This window comes from Halobacterium bonnevillei (assembly GCF_009831555.1).
GTDB lineage: Archaea > Halobacteriota > Halobacteria > Halobacteriales > Halobacteriaceae > Halobacterium > Halobacterium bonnevillei.
In genome coordinates this window covers 61,642-86,412 of sequence record NZ_WUUU01000001.1, presented here as the reverse complement: position 1 = coordinate 86,412, position 24,771 = coordinate 61,642, and the positions used below count along the sequence as shown (strand labels likewise).

Annotated in this window: 32 protein-coding genes and 7 pseudogenes; 18 read left to right on the top strand and 21 right to left on the bottom strand. The window is 59.4% G+C overall.

The genetic code is table 11. The features are described from left to right. The first annotated feature begins 6 nt into the window (after positions 1-6). A complete protein-coding gene (locus tag GRX66_RS00475) occupies positions 7-1,014 on the top strand; it encodes a PKD domain-containing protein (RefSeq protein ID WP_159524780.1) in 1,008 nt (335 codons plus the stop codon). 335 nt (positions 1,015-1,349) lie between these two features. Further along, complete coding sequence (locus tag GRX66_RS00470) at positions 1,350-1,646, top strand: ArsR family transcriptional regulator (RefSeq protein WP_159524742.1); 297 nt, start codon at positions 1,350-1,352, stop codon at positions 1,644-1,646. A gap of 115 nt (positions 1,647-1,761) precedes the next feature. On the opposite strand, the gene GRX66_RS00465 is transcribed toward GRX66_RS00470, so the two are convergent. Further along, positions 1,762-2,166, bottom strand: coding sequence for a transcriptional regulator FilR1 domain-containing protein (locus tag GRX66_RS00465; RefSeq protein ID WP_449271459.1), 405 nt, complete (start codon positions 2,164-2,166; stop codon positions 1,762-1,764). Positions 2,167-2,416: 250 nt separating this feature from the next. Here GRX66_RS00465 and GRX66_RS00460 point away from each other — a divergent pair, with 250 nt between their 5' ends. Further along, positions 2,417-3,049, top strand: coding sequence for a PGF-pre-PGF domain-containing protein (locus GRX66_RS00460; protein ID WP_159524740.1), 633 nt, complete (start codon positions 2,417-2,419; stop codon positions 3,047-3,049). Positions 3,050-3,118: 69 nt separating this feature from the next. On the opposite strand, the gene GRX66_RS00455 is transcribed toward GRX66_RS00460, so the two are convergent. Then, positions 3,119-3,328 carry a hypothetical protein gene (locus GRX66_RS00455; protein WP_159524739.1) on the bottom strand — a complete coding sequence of 70 codons (210 nt, stop codon included), beginning with the start codon at positions 3,326-3,328 and terminating at the stop codon, positions 3,119-3,121. Between the two features lie 34 nt (positions 3,329-3,362). Between GRX66_RS00455 and GRX66_RS00450 the strand changes: the two genes are divergently transcribed. Next, a complete protein-coding gene (locus GRX66_RS00450; RefSeq protein ID WP_159524738.1) occupies positions 3,363-3,683 on the top strand; it encodes a nuclear transport factor 2 family protein in 321 nt (106 codons plus the stop codon). 109 nt (positions 3,684-3,792) lie between these two features. Here GRX66_RS00450 and GRX66_RS00445 read toward each other — a convergent pair whose 3' ends face one another. Further along, entirely contained in the window at positions 3,793-4,074 is a 282-nt protein-coding gene (locus GRX66_RS00445) for a hypothetical protein (RefSeq protein WP_159524737.1), read from the bottom strand. A 100-nt stretch (positions 4,075-4,174) separates the two neighbouring features. Further along, positions 4,175-4,399, bottom strand: a complete 225-nt coding sequence (locus tag GRX66_RS00440; RefSeq protein ID WP_159524736.1) for a hypothetical protein — start codon at positions 4,397-4,399, stop codon at positions 4,175-4,177. 399 nt (positions 4,400-4,798) lie between these two features. Here GRX66_RS00440 and GRX66_RS00435 point away from each other — a divergent pair. From GRX66_RS00435 to GRX66_RS00420, 4 genes and pseudogenes are all read left to right on the top strand, one after another. Further along, a pseudogene (locus GRX66_RS00435) lies at positions 4,799-7,671 on the top strand (bacterio-opsin activator domain-containing protein). 221 nt (positions 7,672-7,892) lie between these two features. Next, entirely contained in the window at positions 7,893-8,036 is a 144-nt protein-coding gene (locus GRX66_RS00430; RefSeq protein ID WP_159524735.1) for a rubrerythrin-like domain-containing protein, read from the top strand. A 1-nt stretch (position 8,037) separates the two neighbouring features. Continuing rightward, positions 8,038-9,342: a glutamate dehydrogenase GdhB gene (gene gdhB, locus GRX66_RS00425; protein ID WP_159524734.1), complete on the top strand. Its 1,305-nt coding sequence runs from the start codon at positions 8,038-8,040 to the stop codon at positions 9,340-9,342. Between the two features lie 410 nt (positions 9,343-9,752). Beyond that, the gene (locus GRX66_RS00420; protein WP_159524733.1) at positions 9,753-10,577 is read left to right on the top strand and encodes a hypothetical protein; all 825 of its coding nucleotides are present in this window, start codon (positions 9,753-9,755) and stop codon (positions 10,575-10,577) included. Between the two features lie 430 nt (positions 10,578-11,007). On the opposite strand, the gene GRX66_RS00415 is transcribed toward GRX66_RS00420, so the two are convergent. Then, on the bottom strand, positions 11,008-11,493 hold the full coding sequence (locus tag GRX66_RS00415) for a hypothetical protein (RefSeq protein WP_159524732.1): 486 nt from the start codon (positions 11,491-11,493) through the stop codon (positions 11,008-11,010). Positions 11,494-11,496: 3 nt separating this feature from the next. Next, complete coding sequence (locus GRX66_RS00410; protein ID WP_159524731.1) at positions 11,497-12,096, bottom strand: hypothetical protein; 600 nt, start codon at positions 12,094-12,096, stop codon at positions 11,497-11,499. A gap of 1,069 nt (positions 12,097-13,165) precedes the next feature. On the opposite strand from GRX66_RS00410, the gene GRX66_RS00405 reads away from it, so the two are divergent. The 3 genes and pseudogenes from GRX66_RS00405 to GRX66_RS20660 form a co-directional block, all read left to right on the top strand. Next, positions 13,166-13,747, top strand: coding sequence for a DUF7342 family protein (locus GRX66_RS00405; RefSeq protein WP_159524779.1), 582 nt, complete (start codon positions 13,166-13,168; stop codon positions 13,745-13,747). Between the two features lie 3 nt (positions 13,748-13,750). Continuing rightward, positions 13,751-14,209 (top strand): annotated as a pseudogene (locus tag GRX66_RS20665) (hypothetical protein). After that, positions 14,206-14,334, top strand: a pseudogene (locus tag GRX66_RS20660) (site-specific integrase); the annotation flags it as partial. The pseudogenes GRX66_RS20665 and GRX66_RS20660, both read left to right, overlap by 4 nt. 70 nt (positions 14,335-14,404) lie before the next feature. Here the strand turns inward: GRX66_RS20660 and GRX66_RS00390 are convergent. The 5 genes and pseudogenes from GRX66_RS00390 to GRX66_RS00370 form a co-directional block, all read right to left on the bottom strand. Further along, positions 14,405-14,863, bottom strand: a complete 459-nt coding sequence (locus GRX66_RS00390; RefSeq protein WP_159524729.1) for an HNH endonuclease signature motif containing protein — start codon at positions 14,861-14,863, stop codon at positions 14,405-14,407. Positions 14,864-15,234: 371 nt separating this feature from the next. Beyond that, the gene (locus GRX66_RS00385; RefSeq protein WP_233745200.1) at positions 15,235-15,441 is read right to left on the bottom strand and encodes a hypothetical protein; all 207 of its coding nucleotides are present in this window, start codon (positions 15,439-15,441) and stop codon (positions 15,235-15,237) included. Between the two features lie 289 nt (positions 15,442-15,730). Then, positions 15,731-16,021 (bottom strand): type II toxin-antitoxin system RelE family toxin, encoded by a 291-nt coding sequence (locus tag GRX66_RS00380; RefSeq protein ID WP_159524728.1) that lies wholly within the window; start codon positions 16,019-16,021, stop codon positions 15,731-15,733. Continuing rightward, positions 16,008-16,304 carry a ribbon-helix-helix domain-containing protein gene (locus tag GRX66_RS00375; protein ID WP_159524727.1) on the bottom strand — a complete coding sequence of 99 codons (297 nt, stop codon included), beginning with the start codon at positions 16,302-16,304 and terminating at the stop codon, positions 16,008-16,010. Before GRX66_RS00375 ends, GRX66_RS00380 begins: the two co-directional genes overlap by 14 nt. A gap of 72 nt (positions 16,305-16,376) precedes the next feature. After that, a pseudogene (locus tag GRX66_RS00370) lies at positions 16,377-16,466 on the bottom strand (IS6 family transposase); the annotation flags it as partial. A gap of 480 nt (positions 16,467-16,946) precedes the next feature. Here GRX66_RS00370 and GRX66_RS00365 point away from each other — a divergent pair. The 5 genes and pseudogenes from GRX66_RS00365 to GRX66_RS20440 form a co-directional block, all read left to right on the top strand. Further along, positions 16,947-17,225: pseudogene (locus GRX66_RS00365) on the top strand (zinc ribbon domain-containing protein); the annotation flags it as partial. 87 nt (positions 17,226-17,312) lie between these two features. Continuing rightward, positions 17,313-17,684 carry a UPF0175 family protein gene (locus GRX66_RS00360; RefSeq protein ID WP_159524726.1) on the top strand — a complete coding sequence of 124 codons (372 nt, stop codon included), beginning with the start codon at positions 17,313-17,315 and terminating at the stop codon, positions 17,682-17,684. Beyond that, positions 17,681-18,186: pseudogene (locus GRX66_RS20655) on the top strand (twitching motility protein PilT). The gene GRX66_RS00360 and the pseudogene GRX66_RS20655 overlap by 4 nt, the downstream one beginning before the upstream one ends. A 140-nt stretch (positions 18,187-18,326) precedes the next feature. Then, positions 18,327-18,608 (top strand): ribbon-helix-helix domain-containing protein, encoded by a 282-nt coding sequence (locus GRX66_RS00350; RefSeq protein WP_159524725.1) that lies wholly within the window; start codon positions 18,327-18,329, stop codon positions 18,606-18,608. After that, positions 18,601-18,750, top strand: a pseudogene (locus tag GRX66_RS20440) (type II toxin-antitoxin system RelE family toxin); the annotation flags it as partial. The gene GRX66_RS00350 and the pseudogene GRX66_RS20440, both read left to right, overlap by 8 nt. A 246-nt stretch (positions 18,751-18,996) precedes the next feature. Here the strand turns inward: GRX66_RS20440 and GRX66_RS00335 are convergent. The 10 genes from GRX66_RS00335 to GRX66_RS00290 all read right to left on the bottom strand — a co-directional run bounded on the left by GRX66_RS00335 (position 18,997) and on the right by GRX66_RS00290 (position 23,564). Beyond that, the gene (locus GRX66_RS00335; protein WP_159524724.1) at positions 18,997-19,551 is read right to left on the bottom strand and encodes a hypothetical protein; all 555 of its coding nucleotides are present in this window, start codon (positions 19,549-19,551) and stop codon (positions 18,997-18,999) included. A gap of 3 nt (positions 19,552-19,554) precedes the next feature. Further along, positions 19,555-19,932 carry a hypothetical protein gene (locus GRX66_RS00330; RefSeq protein ID WP_233745197.1) on the bottom strand — a complete coding sequence of 126 codons (378 nt, stop codon included), beginning with the start codon at positions 19,930-19,932 and terminating at the stop codon, positions 19,555-19,557. A 66-nt stretch (positions 19,933-19,998) separates the two neighbouring features. Beyond that, a complete protein-coding gene (locus GRX66_RS00325) occupies positions 19,999-20,298 on the bottom strand; it encodes a type II toxin-antitoxin system RelE family toxin (RefSeq protein WP_325063885.1) in 300 nt (99 codons plus the stop codon). 10 nt (positions 20,299-20,308) lie between these two features. Beyond that, complete coding sequence (locus GRX66_RS00320; protein WP_159524723.1) at positions 20,309-20,581, bottom strand: ribbon-helix-helix domain-containing protein; 273 nt, start codon at positions 20,579-20,581, stop codon at positions 20,309-20,311. Between the two features lie 23 nt (positions 20,582-20,604). Next, positions 20,605-20,832 (bottom strand): ArsR family transcriptional regulator, encoded by a 228-nt coding sequence (locus tag GRX66_RS00315; RefSeq protein WP_159524722.1) that lies wholly within the window; start codon positions 20,830-20,832, stop codon positions 20,605-20,607. 49 nt (positions 20,833-20,881) lie between these two features. Beyond that, positions 20,882-21,340, bottom strand: coding sequence for an HNH endonuclease signature motif containing protein (locus tag GRX66_RS00310; protein ID WP_159524721.1), 459 nt, complete (start codon positions 21,338-21,340; stop codon positions 20,882-20,884). Between the two features lie 371 nt (positions 21,341-21,711). Then, positions 21,712-21,867 (bottom strand): hypothetical protein, encoded by a 156-nt coding sequence (locus GRX66_RS00305; protein ID WP_159524720.1) that lies wholly within the window; start codon positions 21,865-21,867, stop codon positions 21,712-21,714. A gap of 478 nt (positions 21,868-22,345) precedes the next feature. Next, complete coding sequence (locus GRX66_RS00300) at positions 22,346-22,612, bottom strand: hypothetical protein (protein WP_159524719.1); 267 nt, start codon at positions 22,610-22,612, stop codon at positions 22,346-22,348. After that, positions 22,590-23,192 (bottom strand): hypothetical protein, encoded by a 603-nt coding sequence (locus GRX66_RS00295; RefSeq protein ID WP_159524718.1) that lies wholly within the window; start codon positions 23,190-23,192, stop codon positions 22,590-22,592. The genes GRX66_RS00300 and GRX66_RS00295 overlap by 23 nt, the downstream gene beginning before the upstream one ends. A gap of 165 nt (positions 23,193-23,357) precedes the next feature. Continuing rightward, positions 23,358-23,564: a hypothetical protein gene (locus GRX66_RS00290; RefSeq protein ID WP_159524717.1), complete on the bottom strand. Its 207-nt coding sequence runs from the start codon at positions 23,562-23,564 to the stop codon at positions 23,358-23,360. A gap of 386 nt (positions 23,565-23,950) precedes the next feature. Here GRX66_RS00290 and GRX66_RS00285 point away from each other — a divergent pair, with 386 nt between their 5' ends. Both GRX66_RS00285 and GRX66_RS00280 read left to right on the top strand, forming a co-directional pair. Further along, on the top strand, positions 23,951-24,226 hold the full coding sequence (locus tag GRX66_RS00285; RefSeq protein WP_159524716.1) for an AbrB/MazE/SpoVT family DNA-binding domain-containing protein: 276 nt from the start codon (positions 23,951-23,953) through the stop codon (positions 24,224-24,226). Further along, positions 24,223-24,609, top strand: coding sequence for a PIN domain-containing protein (locus GRX66_RS00280; protein ID WP_159524715.1), 387 nt, complete (start codon positions 24,223-24,225; stop codon positions 24,607-24,609). The genes GRX66_RS00285 and GRX66_RS00280 overlap by 4 nt, the downstream gene beginning before the upstream one ends. Positions 24,610-24,771: the final 162 nt, after the last annotated feature.

Sequence of the window (24,771 nt, the reverse complement as noted above, 5' to 3'; positions counted from 1 at the left end):
AACCTTATGGATGTCAATTTCGAGGGTGCAAGACTCCGATCTATCTTCTTGGCCTTCATTGTCGTTACTGCAGCGGGCGTGGCGACCGCGAGCGCTACCCAACCGTCACCACCGGAGTCCTACTACGGGACCGTGACAATCAACGGTGACCCTGCCCCCGATGGCGTTGTGGTCACCGCCATCGTCGACGGCGAAGTCAAGGACAAACTCGAGGTCACCGGTGGTTCCTACGGAGGACCGGGGGCTTTCGACCAGAAACTTGCTGTGAATGCTACTGAGGACGACACTGTCCAGTTCCGTGTTGCGGGACTAGATACCGGACAAACTGATTCGGTTGATCCCGGTGAGGTCACTGAACTAAACCTTACGCTAACGGACACCCAGTCACCGACTGCAGCTGTGGGGACTGATACAACCGTGTCTGTCGGCGAATCGGTTCAATTTGACGCGACTGACTCAACCGACAACGGGGCATTCCTCAGGTACGCGTGGGACTTCGACAATGACGGGTCGACTGACGCAACTGGCGAAACAACCAATCACACGTTCGAGCAAGCTGGCACAATGGAGGTTGTTCTGACAGTCACTGACGCAGCGGGTAATTCAGACCAAGCCAGCAGAACGGTAACTGTTGAGCAATCAGACACCGGTGGGGGCGGCAACAATGATGGTGCAGGCGGGGGCAGTGACACCACAACGAGTGGCGACAACACTACGGAAACAACTGCTGCTACGACGACGAGCGTACCAACAACAACTCAACCAAAAACCGGTTCAAGTACGACGACTCAAACAACACGACAGACGTCAACGACCAGTACCGTCAAGGGAACAGAGACAACGACCGTTGCATCCGGCGGTGAGACAACTGGCGGTCCCACAACCACACCCCAGGGTTCAATTGCCTCTCCGACCGGCACGGAGCCAACGTCGACATCGGTACCTGGATTCGGAGCCGGTATTGCGGTTGTTGCGGTACTCGCGGGTGGCGTACTTGCGATGCGAGATCGTTGACGACATCTTTCGATTCTAAGCGTTCTCGGCTTCCGGACTTGTACTCAATCCCCAACGAAGTATAGGTTGGGATTCATTCAGGACTCTGTCTGTACAAAGTAACTGGAAGTGAATTTGGCATGATATCGTTTCATTTATATTTGAAACGAGAGAAGGTCAACTGGGGAGAGGCCGATGGATGTTAAGCATCCGGTTAAATCCACCCCCTGCCGTTGGTTACCCCAATTCCCCTTGATAGGGTAACCTTATTGTCGGTTTTCTCTCCCCCATCGCCACTGTTCCGTTAGATACAGCCAGACCAAACTGTTAATACTCAAACGATATTGGCTCCGTATATGCGACTGGTAAATCCGACTGATTTCGAGATTCTGGACGCTCTCGCGGACGGAAAGCGGAACAACGCAGCCAACTTGGCCGTGGAACTCGACAAAAACCGGGACTACATCAATACTCGGCTACCCGAACTCTCGGACCACAACCTCGTCGACAAGATTGGTCCCAGCGAACAAAGCGGCCTCTACGCAATTACCGATCGTGGCCGAGCGGCACTAGTCCTTCGTGAGGACTACGAGGACACAGACGATTTTGAAGCTCTCATCGAAACACATCGTGCTAACCATTCGGAAACATAGGCCGCCTTCATCCTTTTAAACCGGCTTAACCAGACCCGAGGGGGCCGAAACAACCGAACAATCTACCAGCGTAGTCGGCCGAGAGCCTCGGGGTGTGACTCCGAGGCGATACATTTCAGCCCCGGGGAGTCGGCACTGGCGCGGCAGAGGCTCGGTACGGGTCGAAGAGTGCGAGCGCCCAGGCTCTGGCGTCCGGGTCGTCGGTGTCGACGAACGCGCTGAGCAACCCAGAGTCTGGGTCGTATCCGCCGAGCCCGATCCGGTCGTCGAAGATTGCGAGTCCGAACGGGAAGGCATCGTGCGTCGAGAGTGTGAGCTGTCCGCTTTCGAGCAAGGACTCGGTGGCGTCGGGATACGTCGACGTGATGTCCTCCACGACGGCCGGCGGGTAGATGGCGTCCGAGGCCATCCCGCTACGAATTTGGTCGTGGATCTCGTCGACAAAAATGAGGTTGACTCGCGACGTGTCGGAGACGCGAAGCGTCTCGGAGTTGCGCAGCAGGGTCATGAAATACATGATCGGCGCGTAGGGGTTCTTTTGACTCGTCTCCGAGAGACTGGCGGCTTCAAACAGTCCGACGTCGAAATCAGCGGGCAGATCAGAGATGGTGTTCAGGAACGGCTGGAGGTGGCTCGCGGCGCTGACACCCTAGCAATAGTTCGGGACCTCCACGCAGTCACGCACTTCCACGCCGATAACCACTGGATCGGTCCCACCGGCGGAGACGTCCTCGGACGTCTCCACGGCTGAGAGCGGAGTGCAACTGGACGTGCAGAAGGCCCGTGCCGGCGTTCCGGTGGACTGTTCGCTCCCGTTCGCGCCGGATGCGAGCATCGCAATCTCGGGCGTGTCTGTCACGACCATCACCGACCGGGACTACACGATCACCGTTACGAGCACCGACACCCCGTCCGGGAACGCCACGTTCAGCCTCCCTGTCGGTCAGGCGACACTCGGATACTTCGAGGTCAGGCACTCGGTCCTCGATTCTGAACTCAACGCCGTGCAGTTCACGTTCCGGATCAGCAAGACGACCATCGAAGCTGTAGCCATCGACCCGGCGAACGTGAACCTCACCCGACACGGTCACGGTGTGCAGTCCGCTGTCCCGACCAGCCGGGTTGGCGACGATGCGACCCACGCGACCTTCCGAGGGGACTCGCCCGGGCTCTCCGTGTTCGCAGTGCAGGGAGCCAGCACCCAGGCCCTACCGACGACGACAGTGACGCCGACTGAAACGACCACCCCGGTGACGGAGACGCTGACGACGACAGCGCCGACGGAAACGCCCGCGACGGCGACGGATGATAGTACAACGGAATCGGGGACGAGCACGCCCGGGTTCGGTGTCGCGGTAACGCTCTTGAGCCTGCTCGGAGTGGCACTCGTTGTCCTCCGCTGACGAAGCTAACGCCGCCTCTGAGACCTACCTTCCAGTTGGCTAGTCTTTCAGACAACAGGGGGCTTGTCGTCAGTATTCTTCGACGTCGATCAGCGTACTCGTCTCCGAGTAGGTCAGTTCGCGGTCACAGGATACGACTGGCGCATTCAGCGTCCGGTCGACAGCTGTGACAAAGGCGACGGTCCCATCGGGATACGGACCGCCGGGAAGAATCTGTTCGACGATTTCCCCCGCAGCACCTCTGCCGCTGGTACAGCGGGAGAACTTGGCTTGAAACAACACTATTAGGGGCTGTGGTGCGGGCTTGAGTCACATGGCAGATGGCTCACATTCGGCACCGGAGACGGTCGTTCAACGGCAGACGGAATCTTACAACGACGGAGATATTGCTGCGTTCGCCTCCTATTACGCCAAGGAAGCGGAGATCACGACGTTCGGCGAGATCGAGGTCATCGCGGTGAGTCGCGACGGGATTCGCGACGAGTACGGCCAGCTCTTCGAGGCGGTACCAGGCCTGCACGCCGAGGTGGTAGCGGAGTTCACGGTCAGGGAATACGTCGCCACCAAAGAACGAGTGACTGGGGTGGATGGTCCGTGTTCGGATGCACCCATGTGGGGAAGAATCGCTACGTAGAGGCTATCCACTGAACAACGGCGGTGGCGCGCACGGTTGCGTGCCTCGAATGACAGCACACGTCAAGCAAGTATCGGACACAGCGTGGATGCAGGTCGGTTGGTGTCGTCTACGACAACGCGATCCCGGCACCGAGGGCGATACTCGTCAGTGCGAGGCCCGCGAGCGCGACTGTTGTCCGGTCGTAGTGTCCATTGAGGTCGTCGTCGGAGTCGAAGCCACTGAGACCGGTCAGAACGCCGAGGCCGACAGCGATCGCGGAGAAGCCACCGACGAGGGCCAGCGTCGTCCAGATTTCGAGTCCGTTCTGTGTGACTTCTCGTGTAGCCGTCCCGGCGAGAAGGACGCCAGTTACTATCGGGGCCGCGGCTGTCGCTTTGTTGGAGGGCATCGATTAGATTTCTGATGCGATTCTGAAAACTGTAGCGATGCCGCTCCGCGGACAGTGGTCAGTACAGGGGATAGAGGGAGTACTGCAGAGAAGACGACGTTCAGTCCTCCGTCGTCGGTTGGTTGATTCCAAATACCAACTCCAAGCTGAAGAGCACGAGAGCCATCATGAGCGCCTGCACGACGAGCAGTTCTTGACTGAGCAGGAGACCTACGAGGAGCACTCCGACGCCGCCCGCTGCCCCGTAGAAGACGGCGTACGCTCCTGGGGGGAGCTCTCGTAGCCACGTATCAACCCGATTGTAGAGGTGTTTCACAGGCGACATCTCATAAAGAGCCTCTGTCCGACAAACCTGTTACGTTCCCAACCCCACTTACCGGCTGTCTCACAGCAGATCGTATCTGACCAATAGGATTTCAATAGAGCCACTCTAACCCAAAATCCGCCAATACCACATGATATCTCCTGACGCTAACTGGCCCCTGCGATCTCCTGTGACAATGAATGACCGAGTTCTTCGTTGGTGTTGCGCCACCGAAACCAAACTACCACCTCCAAAGAGCACCGTCTCACTATTTTCCGGTTGATATAGAAGGGGGCTGGGGCGATCATGGTTGAATAGTAAACAATAGGGGTTTTGCGCGTCCGACGGATAGAAGGCAAACAACGATGCCCCACAGCGTCCTTCATTCACCGTCGAACCGAGGGGTTCCCACTCTCGTCCATGGTTTCCACAGCAACTAGCATTCTCGACGATTCCACCGTCGTCACAGTCGGCGATTCGGCGTGGATAATTGCGTACGCGGACTCGCTGCGAGCCCAGACGAACGCGACCGTCCACAGCGCACCGGACACAGCAGCCGCCGCCGACACCATCCATCAGACGAACCCGGATTGCGTCGTCGCCGAATACAGTCTCCCGGAATCGACTGGTGTCGACCTCGTCGAGCAACTCCGTGAGACCACTGTGACGTTGCCGATTCTTCTCGGGACGGCCGACGGCAGCGAACAGATCGCCAGCGAAGCAATCGAAGCAGGCGTCACCGACTACCTCGCAGTTTCGGGCGCACTCGACGCCACCGTCGAGGACGCCCGTCGGAGAACCGAGGAGGCGCTCCGGGCCGCCCAGCGGTCGGCGACACAGCGCGAGCGCGCCCGCCAGTTCGACGCCACGTTCCACGACACCCGGACCGCGACCTGGGTGCTCGACCCCGGCGGGCGCTCGTGCGCGTCAACCAGACCGCCCGCGACATGGTCGACGCGGACGCCGACGCCGTCGTGGGCGACCAGTTCTGGACGCTCCCCTGGTGGCCGGACGACCAGCAAGCACGGGCCGACGTCCGCAATCTCGTCGACACTGCCACCAACGGCGAGTTTGGCCACGCGGTCGTCACCCAATCCGGTGTCGCCGGCGATCACGTCCTCGAACTGTCCGTCCAGCCGGTCACGGACGAACGCGGCGACCTCGTCTCCATCATCGTCGACAGCGTCGACATCACCGACCGCGTCGAACTCGAACGGGAACTCCGGCAGTCCGAGGAACTGCACCGCGTCACGCTCAACAACATGACCGACACCGTCCTCATCACCGACGAGGACGACGACTACACGTACGTCTGCCCGAACGTCCACTTCATCTTCGGCTACACCGCCGACGAAATCCGCGACATGGGAACCATCGACGACCTGCTCGGCAAGGACCTCTTCGACCGCGAGGAGCTCGCCGAAGAGGGTGTCCTGAAGAACATCGAGACGACGGCCACGGACAAAGCGGGCCGCGAACACACCCTCCTCGTGAACGTCCGCGAGGTCGCAATCCAGGAGGGCACAGTCCTCTACAGCTGTCGGGACATCACGAAACGCAAGCAACGCGAGCAGGCGCTGGCCACCCTCCAGGAGACCGCACGCGACTTCCTGTACGCCGAAACCCACCAGGAGATCGCCCAACACGTCGTCGAGGATACGCCGGCAGTCCTCGGGCTCGACGCCAGCGCTGTCTACCTCTTCGACGCCGACGAGAACCACCTCCAGCCCGCCGCCCACTCGCAGGGAATGCGGAACGCACACGGCCCCCTCCCGTCCGTGCACGCGGACGGCCGCGACCTCACCAGCCACAGTTTCGTGGAGAACGAGGCGCTGTTCCTCGCGGACGTCCACGACGCAGACCGCCTCACGAATCCCGCGACGGACCTCCGCAGCGCGGCGTACATCCCCCTCGGCAACCACGGCGTGTTCATCGCCGGCTCCACCGACGTCGACGCGTTCGACGACGTGACCCGAGAGCTCGCCGACCTGCTCGCCGCAACCGCGGAGGCGGCCCTCGACCGCGTCAGCCGCGAGTCCCAGCTCCGCGAGCAGGACCGCGAGCTGCAACGCCAGAACGACCAGCTCACCACGCTCAACCACATCAACCGCACCATCCGGGAGATCGACCAGGCGCTCGTCCAGTCCGAGACCCGCGAGGAGATCGACCACACCGTCTGCGAACGCCTCACCGCCGACGGCCGCTTCCAGTTCGCCTGGATCGGCAGCGTCGACTCCGCGAACGAGACGCTCTCGCCACAGGCCTGGGCCGGGACCGACCAGGGCTACGTCGACACCCAATCGTTCCCCGTGTCCCCGAACGGCGTCGAGCCGGCGGGCCGCACCGCGGCCACCGGCGACGTGACACTGGTGTCGAACGTCGCCGCCGACCTCCGTGCGGCCGCCTGGCGGAAGGACGCCATCTCGCGGGACTTCCTCTCCGTGTTGAGCATCCCCCTGGTGTACAACGACCTCTCGTACGGCGTCCTGACAGTATACGCGGACACCCCCGACGCCTTCGACGAAACCATCCAGACCGTGCTCGCGGAACTCGGCGAGACCATCGCCGCCGCCATCAGCGCCAGCGAACGCAAGCGCGCGCTCCTCACGACGTCGATGACGCGCGTCGAGTACGCGGTCACCGCGCCCTCGTTCGTGCTCACGCAGCTGGCCGGGGCCGCCGACTGCACGGTCACCTACGAGGGCGGCGTCCAGCAGACCGCCAGCGGCAACCACGTCTTCGTCACCGTCGAAGACGCGCCACTCGACGCCGTCGTCGCGGCCGCGGACGGCCTCGCAGTCTTCGAGGGCGTCCAGCGGATTCGCGGCGGCGACACCGGTGGCGTGCTCCGCCTCCAGCTCTCCGAGCCGTTCCTCGCAACCGAGCTGGCCGACCACGGCGCCGTCCTCCAGTCTGCGACGGCGACACAGGCCACCACGACGCTGGTCATCGACGTCCCGGGGGCCGGCGATGCCAGACACGTCACAGAACTCGTCAGCGAACGCTTCGGCGACGTCGAACTCACGTCCAAGCAGACCCGCGAACAGGCCTCCGAACACGGATTCTACGCGTCAGTCCTCGAACGCCTGACTGACAGGCAACTCGAAGTCCTGGAGACGGCGTACTACAGCGGCTTCTTCGAATCACCACGCAAGGCGACCGGCGAAGCCGTCGCCGACTCCCTCGACATCTCACCGCAGGCGTTCTACCAGCACGTACGAACCGCCCAACGCAAACTGTTCGCGGCACTCATCGACGACCACACGCCCGTCGCCAGCCAGCGCGCCGACTGAACCAATCCATCCCAGCCCCGTCCCGGCAGCCGCTACCTCCGTTCTCCACCTCGAAACGAGCACGCGAGACTGTCATACGCCCCCGCGTTCGGCGTGTCGTTGAACAGTAAACCCCCGTCTTCGTTTCGCGGTTCGATGGTCAACTACCGAATACTCCCTTGTATCCCTAATACGGTTTCGTAGAGTACCCCTCGGGTCACTGCCGGTACTCTCGATCAGCAATGAGAGACGTAGACCAACATTCGGACGAAGAATCCCCCTACGAGTGCTTCGAGTGCGGCAACGTCGTACTCGAAGAGACGAACCCCGGAACGTGTCCCGACTGCGGGAGCGCGATGCGGAATCGCAGAACGCCGCTCGAATAACATGGCCTCGACACCTGACTCCACCCACGACGCCGACGAGACGACGAACGCAGAATCCGAAGAACCGGAATCGGCGCTCGAGACCGCTCGCCGGCAACTCCAACACGCCGCCGAGCAACTCGACATCGACCAGAACATCGTCGAACGGCTCAAACACCCGAAGAAAGTCCACGAAGTCGCCGTCCCCATCGAGCGAGACAACGGCGACGTCGAGGTCTACACCGGCTACCGAGCGCAACACGACAGCGTCCGCGGCCCATTCAAGGGCGGCCTCCGCTACCATCCCGACGTCACGCGCGAGGAGTGCGTCGGCCTCGGTATGTGGATGACCTGGAAGTGCGCCGTCATGGACATCCCGTTCGGCGGCGCGAAAGGCGGCATCGCGGTCAACCCCAAGGACCTCAGCGACGACGAGAAAGAACAACTGACGCGCCGCTTCACCGACGAAATCCGGGCCGTCATCGGCCCGACCAAAGACATCCCCGCCCCCGACATGGGAACCGACCCCCAGACCATGGCCTGGCTGATGGACGCCTACTCCATGCAGGAAGGCGAAACCATCCCGGGGGTCGTCACCGGCAAACCACCCATCGTCGGCGGCAGCAAAGGCCGCGACGGCGCACCCGGCCGGAGCGTCGCCATCATCACCCGAGAAGCAATCGACTACTACGACAAGAACATCAAGGAAACCTCGATCGCCGTCCAGGGCTTCGGGAGCGTCGGCTCCAACGCCGCGAAACTCCTCGACGACTGGGGCGCGAACGTCGTCGCCGTCAGCGACGTCAACGGCGGCATCTACGACCCGAACGGCCTGGACACGCACGCCATTCCGCCCCACGACGAGGAGCCCGAGGCCGTGATGACCCACGAGGCGCCGGAAACGGTGACCAACGACGAACTACTGGAACTCGACGTCGACGTCGTGATTCCCGCCGCAATCGGGAACGTCCTCACGGAAGACAACGCGGACGACATCACCGCAGACATCGTCATCGAGGGCGCGAACGGCCCGACGACGAGTACGGCGAGCGCGATCTTCGCCGAACGCGACGTCCCCGTGATTCCGGACATCCTGGCGAACGCCGGCGGCGTGACGGTGAGCTACTTCGAGTGGCTCCAGGACATCAACCGCCGCGCGTGGTCGCTGGAACGCGTCAACGACGAACTGGAGACGGAGATGCTGGCCGCCTGGGCGGACGTCCGAACGGAATTCGAGGCCCACGACGTGACCTGGCGCGACGCAGCATACATCGTCGCGCTATCACGAATCGCGGACGCCCACGACACGCGCGGCCTCTGGCCGTAGAACGGCCCTGGGCTCCCATTCGTCCATTCGCACTGCGAGTTCGGTGGACGCGTCCGGCTCACATCGGCGGCGCCCCAAGTCCGAGCGTAGTGGCACCACGCGCCTGGCATTGAGGCTCTCGAAACCGTCGGGCTTGGACCGAAACGTCTGTCCCGATGTGGGCCCGCGAAATCCACTGAATCGCTGCGTCGCGAGTTCGTTCTGCGAACGAGATTCGATCCGTCGCTCGAGCACGAATCTCCGATTTTTGTCAGCCGGGCGGTAATACAGCACGCGTACGCACCGACGCAACGCGCGGCATTGTGGCGCGCCCGCGTCCCAATCCCCCGTTCTGTGTCCGCGCCCGAGGGTCTGACAGGGAATAGAATTAAATCGTCGAGTGCTGAAACCCTCGCCAAACGTGAATGAATATGTTGCGAAAAAAGTCAGTATACACGATTGCACTGTTCGCGTGGGGGCTGGTGGTGTTCGGAGCGACGGTCGCCGTCTTCTCCGGCCGGGCCGCCCCGACTGTAACGCCGGACATGCTCCCGCTGGACGGCCCGTTTGGCATGTTCGCGTTCGCGGCCGTCCCCCTCCTCGCCGGCAGCCTCGTGATTGCCCTTTTGAAGCGGCGAGCGTGGCGCCACGCCGGCCGACGAGCAGACCTCACGCCGGAGGGCGGCGGGGTATTCGGAACGCCCACGCTCGCCGGCACCGTCAACGACCGCCCCGTCCGGGCGCGCACGATCAAACGGCGCACCGGAAGCGGAGGCGAAGGCGGCTCGAACAAGTCCACGTTCACGGTCATCGAGGCGGACCTGGACGACCACGCGACCGACGGTCTCGTCATCGGCGCCGGAGATGGCGACGTCCCCGGACTCAGCGACGTGCCCGTCGACATCGAGGCGGAGGCAGTCGAGGGGTTCGCCGTCGTCGGGACCTCGGACGAACTCGCACGGGAAACACTCACTACCCGAGCCAGGAACGAACTCCGCGAGCCCGCCCTGCTCGATTCGGTCCTCGTGGGGAACGCATCCGACGTCCTTCTGGAAGCGGTCCCCGACAGCGACGGCTTCCTCGCGGGAAAGCTCACCGACGGCATCGAACAGAAACTCCAGGAAGAGCTAGCCGGCGACGCCGGAACCGTCCGGGCCGAGACGAACGGACTGATTCTGGACAGCGAGGAACTGGCCCGACAGACCACGGCGGTAGCCACCGTGGCGGACGAATTCGAGTCGGCGAGGACTCAGTAGCCACATTTCTCCGTGAAAACAGTTTGTTCAAAACATACTGGAGTGCGGGCGAATAGCACGCTACTCCTAAACTCGGTACTCCGCCGGCGAATCGGTTCAAGATTCCCGGAGCCGAACGAATCGGAGTGGTAGGTTGCCCCTCTTAGTATCGACATCCACTCCACGAGAATCGAGTTCACGGACAGCGCCGGCTAATCCGCAGACGACCCGAATCAGTATTCACACTCACCGAAGCCACTCTCACACTAGCACTGGTTCTCACCAGCCTATTTAAATTGAAACAGCCGCTCAGTAGGGTTGGGAATGTATCGAGGGGGATTCTGTCGGATTGTGTTGAGGTTCAATGGTTCGTGTCGAGTACGGGGAGCGAATCTCGCACAGAATTGTCTCTCAATTCACTCAGGTGGAGTCGGTCAGTACACTGCACCCATCAATTAGGTGTCATCGAGACGGAGAAGGAATTGGATGCGCCTTTCGAGGAGAGTTCACCTTCCAAGCGCATGCTGAATTCCCCTGATCGGATGGCATCAATAATTGATTGGGACATGTCCGCTCCCTTGATGATAACGTCAAGCGATGTCGTTGCTTCTTCCCCGGGATCGAGCGTGGTTAATGTGGTTTCGCTTGTAGCAATTTGTTCGTCCAAGATGAAAGCATCTGCCTCAAGTGCTGGATTCGGGATAGGATCCTGTGCTGAGTTGTGTAATTCAATTAATACTGGAAGGGTGATGCTGGAGACGCCAATGCTGGGCTTCCGTATATCCTGAAACCGGACATCAACCTGGTCAATCGGCGGACTACCGGAGATCATACTTGAGACCGTGTCCAAGCAGCCGGAACCCGAAACCAGGACAGAAATGCCACCTAAGGCCATTGCGCGACGGCGTGTGAGACGCTGAGAGGCTTCTTCATTCATCTTTTACGTATTATTGTACGCTAGTTGGCCACCGATTGCCCCAAACACAAGTGGGTATAGTATCCCGGCAAATAGTGAGCGCCCCATTGAAAGCGTCAGTGCCCACTGGTTCCCGTAGCCGTCCGCCTGGCTATGATTAAACAGGAAGACGCCGAGAAGCATCAGTACCGCATATCCACCAACAATGCTGGCGCCGTAGACGCGTGCATCTGTAAGCGAACTCGGGTTCTGCGTTCTAGTATAATGATACCCAGCGATTACGAGAATCACCCCTGGGATGACAAATGCGAGTAGGTGTATCCCGCCGAGATAAGTGGCAATATTCGTCGAGGAGTACATCAAATCCTCGGGTGTGACTTCAACAAAGTGCCCCCCATAGTACGTGTACGATGAGAGTTTCCAATTCGGGACATCTTGGAGAACAATATCAATATTCGCATCTGCGATACCCTGACCAGGGTTTAGCGAGGGACTTTGGAATAAGACAAATGATATAATGACTCCCACAAGCCAACTGAACACGCCATGTTTACTTCCGCCCTGAAGATGCGTCATATAACCGGTTCCAGTTTCACTGCCTTTTGTGGCCCCAGTATCTGTCATACGGGATAACTGAATTAACCACAAATAAAAATTTCCAAACCAGAAATTCGTCCGGGAGAAGGGGATAATCCTCGTTAGCCGATACTCTACAATTCAACCGCCTTGAGATGTCACTCATCATCAATCCCAGCGAACCCATTATGTAACAAACCCATGCTTCGTGCTGAATAAATCCGCTATATCTCGCACGGCATTCTTGATAGAAGCCGCTTAAGTCCAAAAGAAGATCGATACGTGAGTCTCCTGTACTGACCGAAGCTGCTCCCGCACCGGTGTGGGTTCTCACCGAATTGATTTACGGGTTGGCGGCTCAACCATTACGCATTCGTGACTCGCTCTCAGTTCATCTCGAACCGGCTCCTCCTACTCCTTCTGTTGACGATTGTTTTCCCCATCTATGGACTGTACTCGAACCAGATCACACTAGTCACGTATTCACTGATTATTGGCGCAATATTGTGGGTGTGGAAGTGGCGGTGGTGGTGGGAGCCAAACCGTAACTTCGTGAGCCGTCGAAGCGGGTAAGTCGTTGTCGGATGGCGGGTCGCTTCCTGGCACCTGCCAAGTAGTCCAAGTCATAGTGAAGAGCAACAGAGCTGCGCGTTTCTCGTTCACTGCATCCTACTTCCGATGCTGAGAGTGGTAACCGAGCACCAGCACGTCCAAAAGCTGAGAGAGACATCGGTGTCACCGCTGTTTACCTCCAACTTAGACTTGTCACCTAACGTTTGATTTGTAGAAATCCAAACTGCGAAGTTGGGAGAACGAGGCTCGAGATTTTGTATAGCGATATATATGAATAATTTTTGTAGTTCGGATTTCCGCCGCTAAGAGACTCCAGAACCCCGAATTCCCCCGATGGGGCGAATACACTAAATGGCACTGATTATGCCCGTAATCACGACCATTTTGAAGTACCCCGCCGCCGTCGGTAAAGCACGAATGCTATAACTGCCTCACAACGGCTCTTCCCCGGGGTAGAGCCGCCAAGACCGGGCTCCGAGTTTGCTCTGGCTCCCCTCAGCTGAGATTGAAGCGACGCCGAAGAAGTATGTTCGATATAGGACTAATGCCCTCAACCGATATTAAGACAAAGCCCGAAGGATGTTGTATGACCGAAGGAGAATCGAGCTCCGAGGGCCTGATGAAACGCCAGACCACGGGTGAAGACCGCGTGAGGATGACTGCCCGACAATTGTCGGAGCCGCGGACAGCCAACTGGATCGCCTCCGAAGCGGACTGGTCACACGAGCCGACCAAACGCGTCCTCGAACGCCTCGTCGACGATGGCATCCTCCACCGTGACGAAAGCGGTACTCACACGACGTACTACCCCGATTACCGACGTCAGGCGATGCAGGAGGCGATGCGGCTTCGAGACAGCGGACACACTGTCGAGGAGCTCACGGACCGTCTCGCCGATATGAAGACGCAGATTCGCGACTGGGAGGACGAATTCGGCGTTGAGTCACCGAACCAGCTTCGTGGGACGCTCGCTGACGAGTCCCTTGCCGCTGATGAGGAAGATCAGCGCCGTGAGATCGCCCGCGAGTGGGAGCACCTCCAACGGCGTATCCAGATCGTCGGCTTCGCCATCCGCGAATGGGACTTCCTCGCGCCGACGACAGAGCCCGCTGAGGCCAGCCGCTAACGGATGTCGGTCCCACATCCGGGTGGTGATCCGAACGCGAACCTCTACGCCCAGCTGAACCGAGACGTCCTTGACCGTGTTCCACAGATCACGGCCGTCGAGTACGTTCCTGACGATATCGAGGCAAAGCAGCTGCGGGCAACTTTCGATCCGGCCCGCCTGGATCCCCCGACAGGCCCTGATTCGCCGGAACTGACCGTCTAGTGGTATCGACAGGACCCACACGATTGGTTCCGCATCAACTACACCGACCCGAACACGGGTTTTCACGCCGGCTGGCACCAGGACGAAGACCATCCCGATCTGGGACGGACGCATTTCCAGTACTCAATCGCCGATACGGAGGACCGCTGGGGGATCACATTCGAACACGAGACTCCCTCCCTGATTCTCTGGGAAATCGTCGAAGAGCTCCTTGAGGACGTCCGTCCGACCTACCAGTACGCGAACGAGGAACCATGACACCCCGAGAACGCGCTGATCAGTCACCCACGAGTTCCTTCGAACGCTACCTCCAAGACAAGGGGAAAGGCCGCGGTGGCGACGGTGGGAACTATCTTGATTCAGCGAGAGAGTCCCCGCCCTTCACGGCGGGCGTGAATCGCGTAAGCCCGGTGCGACAATCCACGCGGTTCTGCGAAACAAAACGCCGGGAGGTTAGTCGAGGTCGTAGCTGGTTCCCGGTGTTGCGTTGGTTGTGAAGTTGTCCGGGTCGAAGTTCTCACGTTCGTGTTCGAGGTACTTCGCGCTCTCTGGCGTGCCTTCTTCCTCACTGAACCGGCGTGTTGCTTCTTCACGAGTGAGCCGGGGTCCTTCGTAGTACTCATCGTAGTGGCCGTTCCAGGCGTGGCGGTGTTCGCTGGGGAGTTGGCGATGCCACATCCGATATGGAGGATCGTCGACCCGGTGGATGTGGACGTGACAACTCTGACACAGCGGGATCACGTTTTCGACGCGGTCGTCGGTGTCGTCGCCGTTGACGTGATGGAACGACAGCTTGTCCTGACGCCGCTCACCGAGCTCCGTTTCAAGCCATTCCTCGGGCCGACGACCGCAGACAACACAGGCCTTCCCCCAGCGTTCGATCACTGCCTGCTCCAGCCCGTCCGGCCTCATTGGGCGTCCACCTGCAATTGGGCGGTCGACGCTCCTTGTCGGGCACCGCATTGCTCCGGCTCGATACTGTCTCGCTGTGCCCCAAGTCGTCGGCTAAGTCCACTGGAGACGACTTGACGCGGTGGATAGTCGTTCCTGCGGCGTTGTTGATGGGGGCGCAGAGGGGGTCTTTGTGGCGTGCGTTTCATCTGTCGGCGTCGGCGGACTGCGATCTGGCGACTGGTCTGCGAGCTATGCTCCCAAGGCTGCTTACTCGGTGGCTGAGGTTGCTGCATATGTACTCCGGGGTCGAACCAGGCTGCTCGATTGACTGTGTTTCTCGGCCGCTGCATGCTGGTGTACGCTATCTTGGAGCGGTTTCCAGCTGATATTCAGGCTGTCTGGACTGGCCGCGTCCAGTGGTTGACATCGCTGACGGTATCCTGGCCGACGAGCCGCCACGCTTGGTCAGTCCAAACTTCCTCGATCCGCTGCCACTCGTCGCAGTTACCGGACTGGGGGACAAAGCGGATGCGGCGTCGCGTCCCAGATTGATCGGTGAACTCGACGAGTTCCTCACAGCGAGTTGTTGGGGTCATTGGTTGCGTGGGTGTCGCGGTGCTCTGCGGCGTAGTACAACTGGATTGGGCGGATTGCGGACCGCTTTTCGTGTTCTCAACAGGCAATCTTTCACCGGGCACGCTCCACACGCACCCTCCACCCAACCACGGGGGATACAAACAGATCCAACTGCAGCATCCTCACCTACCTCTTCGGCTGCCGCTCCTCGAGTACGCCGGCGTTACGGAAATACGAGGAGAAGGCCCCGCCGTTTAGGGCGGGGATGAATCCGACAACTCCGTATGTATTTAGCTCTCGGCAGGCCGATTAGTCGTCGCCGGGTTTGTAGGCCCCTGGACGCTTCTCGATGGTGTAGACCCACAGAATCTGGTCAGCCTGGATTGCCTTACAGCCGAGACGAAACGCACCGATACGGAGCTTCGAATGCGGTGCGCCGGTGAGCGGTTCCAGGTAGTCGCTCGGATCACGCCACTGGTCGGTGACGATCTCGTCGAGTTTCAAGACGATGCGCTCCTGTTCGTGCGGCTGAAGCTTCTCGTACTCACGTTCTGCGGGATCAGTGAGTTTCCAGTCCCATTCGTCGTCACTCGCCGGCATCCGTGTCTTCGTTCAGACGCGCTCGGATCTCGTCGCTGCTGTACGTTCGTCCCTCATCGGTCGACAGCTGGTGTTCGCTGGCGGCGATGTCCTTCCAGCCCTTCCGGGAGAACGCGGGGTGCTTCACGGCGTCACGGAGCGCCCACCGGATGAACTCGCTACGGGACGGGAAGTCTTCGGCCCGCCAGGTCGCATCAAGGTCGTCAAGGAACGCCTGGGGAATCTTGAGCGTGATGGTGGTCATGTTGGGGTCGTCGTTGCCCCCTGCGTCAGCGTCGGACATACATATGTATTACCTCTGTATTATCATAAGCGTTGTCGGTGTGTCGTAGACATATTGCATCACGGGTAGTGTTCAGATACGCTGGTTCCATGCGAAGGCGAACGCTTGCAGCCAATTTTCGACGGTGTTTGCTTCGGCGTGGCTGAAGTAGTTTGAGATCTGGTAGTTCAGCGTTTTAGGGTGTTTGGACTGGTCGCGTCCAGTGGTTGACATCGCTTACAGTATCCTGGCCGACGAGCCGCCAGTCCTGGTCAGTCCAGACTTCCTCGATACGCTGCCACCCGTCACCGTTGTTGGATTGGGGGACAAAGCGGATGCGGCGTCGCGTCTCCGTTTGGTCGGTGAATTCGAGGATTTGTTCACAGCGAGTTGCTGGGGTCATCGGTTGCGTGGGTGTCGCGGTGCTCTGTGGCGTGGTACAACTGGATTGGGCGGATTGAATACCGCTTTTCGTGTTTTCAGCAGGCATTCTGTTACCGGGCGCTGTGTTTCAGGCGCCCTCCACCAACCTCGGGGGATACAAACTAATCCACCTGTAGCGCCCTGAAAAATTCGCTAATCCACAACGGGACCACCCCGTGCGTGACTTGTCCGATTGTCGCGGGCTGTCCAGCAAACTAGCTTCCCTAATTATTCCATCCTATCGGTGACTTGAGCGAGATTCGTGAGGACGAGAACGGTGACCCGCAGAACTGGGGTAAGCGTGGGAACAAGAAACTCCACGGATGGGAGTTCGACCGGTTCACCATGTTGTTCGAATACAAAGCGGAGGGACACGGAATCCTCGTTGACCGCACAAGCGAGCGAGACACGTCGAAAACGTGTTCGTGTTGTGGGCGGAAGCGTGAGGCGAATCGTGTGGAGCGCGGGTTGTATGTCTGTGAGTCGTGCGGTGCGACGATGAACGCGGGCGGGAAGGGGACTCGTGATACCCCCGGGACGAAATCCAGATACTCACCTGGCGACCGGGTTCATAAATAGTATGAATTCGTAGTTTCGGCCAGACCGATGGCCCGCATCACCGGTTCGTATCCCGACGACCTCGATCTGCTCATCGAGGGCACCGTCGAAGCCGGCGTCTTCACCGGCAAGAGCGACGCCCTCCGCGAGTTCGCCCGCGACTACTTCGACGACCACGACGAGGAACGCATCGCCGCCGCCGTCGCCCTCTACGAACGCGAAACCATCACGCTCGGCGACGCCGCCCGCCTCGCCGGCGCCAACCGCTTCGAAATGAAAGACATTCTCCGCGACCACGGCGTCGAACTCCGTCTCGGTCTCACTGACGAAGCAGACGCCGAGTACGAAGTCGAAGCCGCCCGAGAGCTCGACTACGCTGGCGTGAACGACCACGGCGACGAGGACTCGGAGACCGAATGACGGCGGACACAGTTCCCACCGACCCGAGCGTCCTGAACACCACTGTTCTCTCGAATTTCGCCGCCATCAACCGCATTGACCTTGTCGCCGACCTCGCTGGCATCTGCGCCGTCCCCGAAGTCGAACGCGAACTCGAAGACGGTGTCCAGACCATCCGTACCTGCAGCCTGCACTCGAGGCACTCCACGACAAAGTCGCAGTTCCCTCGGTTTCCGAGACGGTAGCGAACCGTAAGGCGGTCGTCCGTAGCCATCTTGACCCAGGCGAAGCCGCGGCCTTTGCGCTCGCAGACACCCATGACGGCCGACTACTGACCGACGACGGCGACGCCCGCACGTTCGCCAAACAACAGGGCATGACTGTAGTCGGTTCCGTCGGCGTTCTCCTCACCGCGCTCAATGCCGGCCGCATCGACGAACCAACCGCCAACGACTCCCTCCAGACCTGGATCGACGACTACGGATACTACGTCCCCTACCGCACCATCGACGACTACCGCTAAGTACAGCACACCCACTGAGCAGTCGGTTCACTCCGAATTCGAGGAAAAAATTCCTTCTCGATACGATAGTCTACGACGCACACTTGACGATTGAGGTTCCGCCGAAACGCCTATTGGTAAGACCAGCGTATTACGTCTATATGTCTGAAGCAGCTACAAACGACGATGGCGAAGACGACATTGCCACGGTGAACTTCAAAGTCACCGAGTCGTTCCTCGAGCAGATAGACGACACGTGGCAGGGGCGGGGGTTCAACAGCCGGAGCGAGTTCATCCGGTACACGCTTCGAGACGCCATCGAGTTCCCGACGTTCGACCGTGATGAACTCGTTGCGCTCCTCAAAGCCGAGGAGGACATCCGCGAGGGTCGGACGACGAGCGCAGAGGAGGCCCGCGAGCGGTTCGGCACGAGCGATGAGTGACGACGGGTGGACGTGGGAACTCTCCTCGACGGCCGAAGACGACCTTCACGGACTGTCCCCCACCGACCAAGACCGGATACTCGACAAGCTCGATGAAATCGTCTCCTCGCCGTGGCGCCACCCGCCGGATTACTCTGAGCCTCGTTGTCGTGGTTTTGAATGTCCGCGAGTTCGTCGGCGACGTCTTTGACGTGTTGTCGATGTTTCGCCGATAGGTGGGCGTGCTGTGCAGACGTCAGTTGGCCGTTGACAACCATGTTTTGTTGTGGCCCCCAGTTCTCCGGTGGCTCCGTTTTGATGTACTCAACCCAGCGCTTGATCGCCTTAATGCGCCGCTGACGGTTCTGCTCGTGTTTCGCATCGAGAGCGTCAGGCGCGTTTGAGTCGCTCATAGGTATTCGCCTCGGAGGCGCTCGACGTAGGCTTTGTCCCAGTGTTTTGTCCTAACAAAGTACGTCAGCACGGCGTCGACGTAGGCTGTCGAGAGAATTCCATCACGTGCGAGCGCACAGAGGACGTGCGGTGTAGTGAAGAGCGTGTTTCGGTCGTCGAGGGCGAGAGAGACGAGGAGATAGTTCGTGGTGTTGAATTCGTCGGTGAGAAACATCGCGGCTTGGAGGTCGTTTGCGAGCCAGATCGCGTGTGATTCGCCTGTGTCAAGTCCATAGGTCAGCGGCGCGTCGAGTACTGCTTCGACATCGTGGGTCGTCAGGTGGTGGGCGGCCTGGAGCACGAGGTCGGCGGCCCTGGCGAGGAGGTCGTCGCCCACAGCAGCCTCTCCAATCTCTTCCATCACCACGTCCGGAACGTGGACCTGATACGTCGCGAGCAGTGCTTTGAGTGGATCTGCTCCCGATGGCGCGCGGTCGCTGGCGTCGACTCGGACCGTCGCGAGGTTCAGCAGTGAATTCGCATCGATGACAATCGTCGACTGGCGCGCCATTGGTTACGTGTCCGACTCGTCGCTGTCCGACCACGTCTCGACCTCCCCGTCGTAGAACTCGTTGTCACTGGGCAGCTCGTCGTCGAGGACGGGTTCGGGTGGCGCGCGATCGATGGAGTCACGGAGGAGTTTCAGCCGCATCGCCGCTTCCGTTCCGAGGAGGTCCTCGATCGTCTGGTAGTCCGCTCGGCCGTCGTAGTAGGCTTGCTTGAGGCGGCTCCGGAACTCGTCGTTGTTCGTAAGTTCCGCGAGTTCGTCCTGGAGGGCGTCGATGAGCAGTTGTGTTCGGGAGATATCGAGGAGGTTGGCGGCCCGATCAGCACGCTCGACGAGCGACTGTGGCGCGTTAAAGTCGACGCGCGTTTTTTCCTCCGACGTCACATTCTATGTGTAGGACCTACACATGAATAAGCGTGGCGTCACCAATTCGAGGCGAAGCCTGACCTCCTACTCGTCGTCTCTCCAGCTCCCCCACACTTCTCGGTACTTGCCGAGTTCGCGGTACTCCTTCTTCCGCTCGAAGGCGTCGATGGCGTACAGCGTCTCGTTGTCCTTATCCCAATCAATCAGTACGCGAAAGTCGCCGACGCGAAGCTTGTAGCCAGGATGGTTCTTCAACCGGTCAAGGAAATGGTCCGGAAAGTCGCCGATGTCCTCCAGCTTGTTGATGATTCGCTCGGCGTCATCGGTCTCGAACTGTTCCAGCGTTTCGACCACCGTCTCCGTCAGAACGATCTCGTGTCCCACCGTTGAGCCCTCAGTCGTCGATACCGAGGCGTTTGCGGGCTTCGTCCGTGGACATCGTCCGCCCCGCTGCAACGTCCGCGTAGCCCTCCGAGACGCCCTCCTGCGCACCGGGCGTCAGAATCGGCTCCGTGGTGTCGCGCAGCACCTCACGAATGAACTCCGAACGGTTGGTGTACTCCAGTTCTTCCGCCAGTTCATCGATCTCCTCCAGAAGCCGCTTCGGAACCTTCACGTTCAACTTCACCATGTCCCCGTCGCCGTTGTCGCCCGCGTCCGTGCTCATACGCCGTGGTACGCAGGTGGTACTCAAAGAACTGTCGCCCAGTCGTCGCGCGAATCGTCAACCAGTTCGTAGAGGCCACTCTCGTGGGCATTTTCGACGTGTCCAGCGGCGACAAGAACATTCAGACGGTTGTGAATGGGCTGCTTCGACAGCCCCGTCCACTCCACGAGAACAGCAGGCGTCCACCGCCCATTCTGGAGTTTATCGCGGATTTCTCGGTCACTCTCTATCAACTCGTCCGCCTCTATCATGGTTACTATCCCCTTCGGGGAATCCTCGCCCTTTAGAGCGGGGAGGATGTCAATCGAGATCGTCGCTGGTTCCGGGTGTGGCGTTGGTTGTGAAATTGTCTGGATCAAAGTTCTCACGTTCGTGTTTGAGGTACTTGACGCTCTCTGGGGTGCCTTCTTCCTCACTGAACCGCCGTACTGCTTCGTCACGAGTGAGCCGCGGTCCTTCGTAGGACTCTTCGCAGTGGCCGTTCCAGGCGTGGCGGTGGTCGCTGGGGAGTTGGCGGTGCCACATCCGATATGGAGGATCATCGACGCGGTGGATGTGGACGTGACAGCTTTGACACAGCGGGATCACGTTTTCGACGCGGTCATCGGTGTCGTCGCCGTTGACGTGATGCAACGAGAGTTTGTCCTGACGCCGCTCACCACAGTCTGTCTCAAGCCATTCTTCGGGTCGCCGTCCGCAGACAACACAGGCCTTCCCCCAGCGGTCGAACACTGCCTGTTCCAGCCCGTCGGGCCTCATTGGACCCCCACCCCGAATTGGGCGTTGGACGGACGCCCACGGGCGCCGTGTTGCTCCGGCCTGATACCGTCTCGCTGTGCCCCAAGTCGTCGGCAAAGCCCGCTGGAGACGACTTGATGCGGTGGATGGTCGTTCCTGCGGCGTTGTTGATGGGGCCGCAGAGGGGGTCTCTGTGGCGTGCTGTTCTTCTGTAGGCTTCGACGGACTGCGATTCGGCGACTGGTCTGAGAACTGTGGTCCCAAGACTGCTTTCTCATTGGCTGTGGTTGTTGCATGTGTACTACGGAATCAAATCAGGCTGCTCGGCTGGCTGTGTTTCTCGGCCGCTGCATGCCGGTTTAAGCTATCTTGGAGCGGTTCCCGGCTGGTATTCAGGGTGTCTGGACTGGCCGCGTCCAGTGGTCAACGTCGCTGACGGTGTCCTGGCCGACGAACCGCCACTCCTGGTCGGCCCAGACTTCCGCGATGCGCTGCCACTGGTCGCCGTTGTTGGAATGGGGAACGAACCGGATGCGGCGTCGCGTCACAGATTGGCCGGTGAGCTCAACAATTCCCTCACAAGAGGTGGTTGGTGTCATTGGGTGAGTTGGTGTCACGGTACTCTGTGGCGCGGCTCAACTGCTCTGAGTGGATTGATTATTGCTTTTCGTGTTTTCAGTAGGCATTCTTTCACAAGGTACGTTTACACGTACCCTCCACCCAACCCCGGGGGATACAAACAAATCCACCTACACAGGCCCCTGCTCAAGCTCTGAAGAAATGAACTTTCCTGCCTTGAAACGGACCGCTTCATTCCAATCTTCTAAGTTTTCGGCTGGTCGCTGGTTGAGGCGAGCAGTTGACGTCCTCCCCGCGGTAAAGGGCGGGATTTTCTCCTTGTATTTCAGTAAGCCGCGGTATGTGAAACGGAGCTTTCGCGATTCACTCCCGGCCTACAGGCCGTGATTCTCTCGCTGTTAGAGAACAGAAACCAGTCCGTGAAGACGCACGAACCAACTACCGGGCTCAGTCACGCTGAGTCTCGCTGTCGTCGCGTTGAATGTTAGCGAGTTCGTCGGCTACATCTTTGATGTGTTGCTGGTGTTTTGCTGATATTTGCACGTGCTGTGCAGACGTCAGTTGGTCGTTGACAACCATGTTTTGTTGTGGCCCCCACTTCTCAGGTGGTTCCGACTTGATGTACTCAACCCAGCGCTTGATCGCCTCAATGCGCCGCTGACGGTTCTGCTCGTGTTTCGCATCGAGAGTTTCAGGCGCGTTTGAGTCGTTCATATTCGTCCTCGACGCCGAGTCGCGTTACCCATTCTTTGAGACGGCCGCCACTAAGCGTTTCCTTGAACAAGGAGTACAGATGTACTGCATCCTCCAGGTCCTTCTGTGCGCCAAGATACAGTTTGTACGCGATTTGAAGCTCCAATGGGCCGATCGGGATTGTTTCATCACCAATTCGAGCGGCCGCTGAATTCTCAAGCGATGCGCGGTCGAATTCGTCACGAACAAACTTTACTTCTAAGTGTGGCGTGATCTGATCGTCCGGAGCAACCCAGATGTTATCGCCGTTCGCAAGCATCTCAGACATTGAGTCAAGTGGCATGGCTGGTCCCCAGAACCCCTCCTCCTCAAGTACTGTGGCAAGACGACTAGCGGTTTCCTCGTCGATTTCCTCAATGAGCACGTCGACGTCCTCAGTTGATCGAGCGCGCCCAGCGAGGATTGCGACATATCCCGCGATGAAGACGTGATCGATATCCACTCGGTTGAGAACAGCCGAGAACGAGAGCGCTAATTCGTCAAGTTGGTTTGGCTCTCTCTCAACAACAAGAACCCCGTCCCGAAACCGGATCCCACTCATACATACACGCTACCAAGCCGATGGCTAAAACAATTCGGCGGCACTCTTCGTGCGCTGTGGTTGCTGCACATGTACTCAAGGATCGAATCAGGCTACTTGGCTGACTGTATTTCTCGTCCACTGTATGCGGGCTTGAGCGTTCTTGGGGTGGTCTCCGGTTGGTGGTCAGGGTGTCTTGACTGGCCGCGTCCAGTGGTCGACATCGCTGACAGTGTCCTGGCCGACGAGCCGCCACGCCTGGTCAGCCCAGACTTCCGCGATGCGCTGCCACTGGTCGTTAGAGTTCGACTGGGGGACAAAGCGGATGCGGCGTCGCGTCCCCGATTGATCAGTGAACTCGACGAGTTCCTCGCAGCGAGTCGTTGGTGTCATCGGTTGCGTGGGTGTCGCGGTGCTCTGCGGCGTAGTACAACTGTTCTGAGTGGATTGATTACCATTCTTCGTATTCTCAGCAGGCATTCTGTCACCGGGCGCGTTCACACGCACCCTCCACCCAACCACCGGGGGGTACAAACAAATCCAACTGCACCATCCCCCGCTACCTCTTCGATTGCCGCTCCTCGACTACGCCAGCGTTACAGCAGTAGCGAGGCGAAACCCTCCGGTTCACAGCGGTCCAGCGCGGAAGCCCACTCCTTCAGGGGGTGGGTACCTAACATCTGTTCGTCCTGAATATCGGACTGATACTGATTGCTCTATGGGTGGAACATTCATTTTTTGGGAAAACATCTTTGTTTATGCCATACTAATAGAATCGCATGTCTGTCGAAACAGACTCTCATGGACGCCTCTACCTCCCAGCAGAACTCCGAGACAAGTACGGCGAGCGGTTCCACGTAATCGAATACGAGGATCGGATCGAACTCATTCCGATTGAGGAGAACCCGCTGGAGGCCGTCCGGGATGAAATCGGGGACTCACTGGAGGGGGAATCGAGAGAAGAGCTGCGGGCGGAAGCGCTCCAGCGAGCGAAACAGGAAGCTGAAGCGGACCTAGAACAGGCGAAACGAGACGCGAGGGACGCGGCTGAATGACAGTCTTCGTTGAGACCGACTTCCTCCTCGCTATCGCCAAAGAAGACGACTGGCTTCAGGAGCGCGCCGAAGACGTCCTCGATGAGCGGGAAGTTGTCACCTCGCCATTCGCGTACTTGGAGATGCTCATTGTTCTGGACCGCAACCAGTTCGACTACGTCCGCTTGTTCGCCAACCTTCTGGAGGTCATCCCGGTTGGCAGTGAGGACGAGAAGCAGGTCGTCTTGAAAGCGGTCACGTACTTCGAGGACGGGATGACGCCATTCGATTCATTCCACGCTGCAATTGCCGACACGCGGGGCCTGGCGCTCTTCTCGTCAGACAAAGCGTACGAGGATGCCGATGCTGAACGTCTCTCGTTGGAACCCCGCACCGATGAGTGACGACGGCGACGTTGAAAAGGGACAAAGCGGATACGGCGACGCGTCCTTGGTTGGTCGGTGAATCGCGTAAGCGCCGTGCTACTATCTTCAAACCGCGAAAGAGAGCCGCGTCGAGAAACCGCGGGGCAATGACTTCCCGGTGGATGGGCGCCCCCGTGACAG

Coding starts and splice junctions, on each gene's coding strand:
- GRX66_RS00475 (WP_159524780.1), top strand. CDS start 7: ATGGATGTCAATTTCGAGGGTGCAAGACTCCGATCTATCTTCTTGGCC.
- GRX66_RS00470 (WP_159524742.1), top strand. CDS start 1,350: ATGCGACTGGTAAATCCGACTGATTTCGAGATTCTGGACGCTCTCGCG.
- GRX66_RS00450 (WP_159524738.1), top strand. CDS start 3,363: ATGGCAGATGGCTCACATTCGGCACCGGAGACGGTCGTTCAACGGCAG.
- GRX66_RS00445 (WP_159524737.1), bottom strand. CDS start 4,074: ATGCCCTCCAACAAAGCGACAGCCGCGGCCCCGATAGTAACTGGCGTC.
- GRX66_RS00440 (WP_159524736.1), bottom strand. CDS start 4,399: ATGTCGCCTGTGAAACACCTCTACAATCGGGTTGATACGTGGCTACGA.
- GRX66_RS00430 (WP_159524735.1), top strand. CDS start 7,893: ATGAGAGACGTAGACCAACATTCGGACGAAGAATCCCCCTACGAGTGC.
- gdhB (WP_159524734.1), top strand. CDS start 8,038: ATGGCCTCGACACCTGACTCCACCCACGACGCCGACGAGACGACGAAC.
- GRX66_RS00420 (WP_159524733.1), top strand. CDS start 9,753: ATGTTGCGAAAAAAGTCAGTATACACGATTGCACTGTTCGCGTGGGGG.
- GRX66_RS00415 (WP_159524732.1), bottom strand. CDS start 11,493: ATGAATGAAGAAGCCTCTCAGCGTCTCACACGCCGTCGCGCAATGGCC.
- GRX66_RS00410 (WP_159524731.1), bottom strand. CDS start 12,096: ATGACAGATACTGGGGCCACAAAAGGCAGTGAAACTGGAACCGGTTAT.
- GRX66_RS00405 (WP_159524779.1), top strand. CDS start 13,166: ATGCCCTCAACCGATATTAAGACAAAGCCCGAAGGATGTTGTATGACC.
- GRX66_RS00390 (WP_159524729.1), bottom strand. CDS start 14,863: ATGAGGCCGGACGGGCTGGAGCAGGCAGTGATCGAACGCTGGGGGAAG.
- GRX66_RS00385 (WP_233745200.1), bottom strand. CDS start 15,441: ATGACCCCAACAACTCGCTGTGAGGAACTCGTCGAGTTCACCGATCAA.
- GRX66_RS00380 (WP_159524728.1), bottom strand. CDS start 16,021: ATGCCGGCGAGTGACGACGAATGGGACTGGAAACTCACTGATCCCGCA.
- GRX66_RS00375 (WP_159524727.1), bottom strand. CDS start 16,304: ATGTCCGACGCTGACGCAGGGGGCAACGACGACCCCAACATGACCACC.
- GRX66_RS00360 (WP_159524726.1), top strand. CDS start 17,313: ATGGCCCGCATCACCGGTTCGTATCCCGACGACCTCGATCTGCTCATC.
- GRX66_RS00350 (WP_159524725.1), top strand. CDS start 18,327: ATGTCTGAAGCAGCTACAAACGACGATGGCGAAGACGACATTGCCACG.
- GRX66_RS00335 (WP_159524724.1), bottom strand. CDS start 19,551: ATGGCGCGCCAGTCGACGATTGTCATCGATGCGAATTCACTGCTGAAC.
- GRX66_RS00320 (WP_159524723.1), bottom strand. CDS start 20,581: ATGAGCACGGACGCGGGCGACAACGGCGACGGGGACATGGTGAAGTTG.
- GRX66_RS00315 (WP_159524722.1), bottom strand. CDS start 20,832: ATGATAGAGGCGGACGAGTTGATAGAGAGTGACCGAGAAATCCGCGAT.
- GRX66_RS00310 (WP_159524721.1), bottom strand. CDS start 21,340: ATGAGGCCCGACGGGCTGGAACAGGCAGTGTTCGACCGCTGGGGGAAG.
- GRX66_RS00300 (WP_159524719.1), bottom strand. CDS start 22,612: ATGAACGACTCAAACGCGCCTGAAACTCTCGATGCGAAACACGAGCAG.
- GRX66_RS00295 (WP_159524718.1), bottom strand. CDS start 23,192: ATGAGTGGGATCCGGTTTCGGGACGGGGTTCTTGTTGTTGAGAGAGAG.
- GRX66_RS00290 (WP_159524717.1), bottom strand. CDS start 23,564: ATGACACCAACGACTCGCTGCGAGGAACTCGTCGAGTTCACTGATCAA.
- GRX66_RS00285 (WP_159524716.1), top strand. CDS start 23,951: ATGTCTGTCGAAACAGACTCTCATGGACGCCTCTACCTCCCAGCAGAA.
- GRX66_RS00280 (WP_159524715.1), top strand. CDS start 24,223: ATGACAGTCTTCGTTGAGACCGACTTCCTCCTCGCTATCGCCAAAGAA.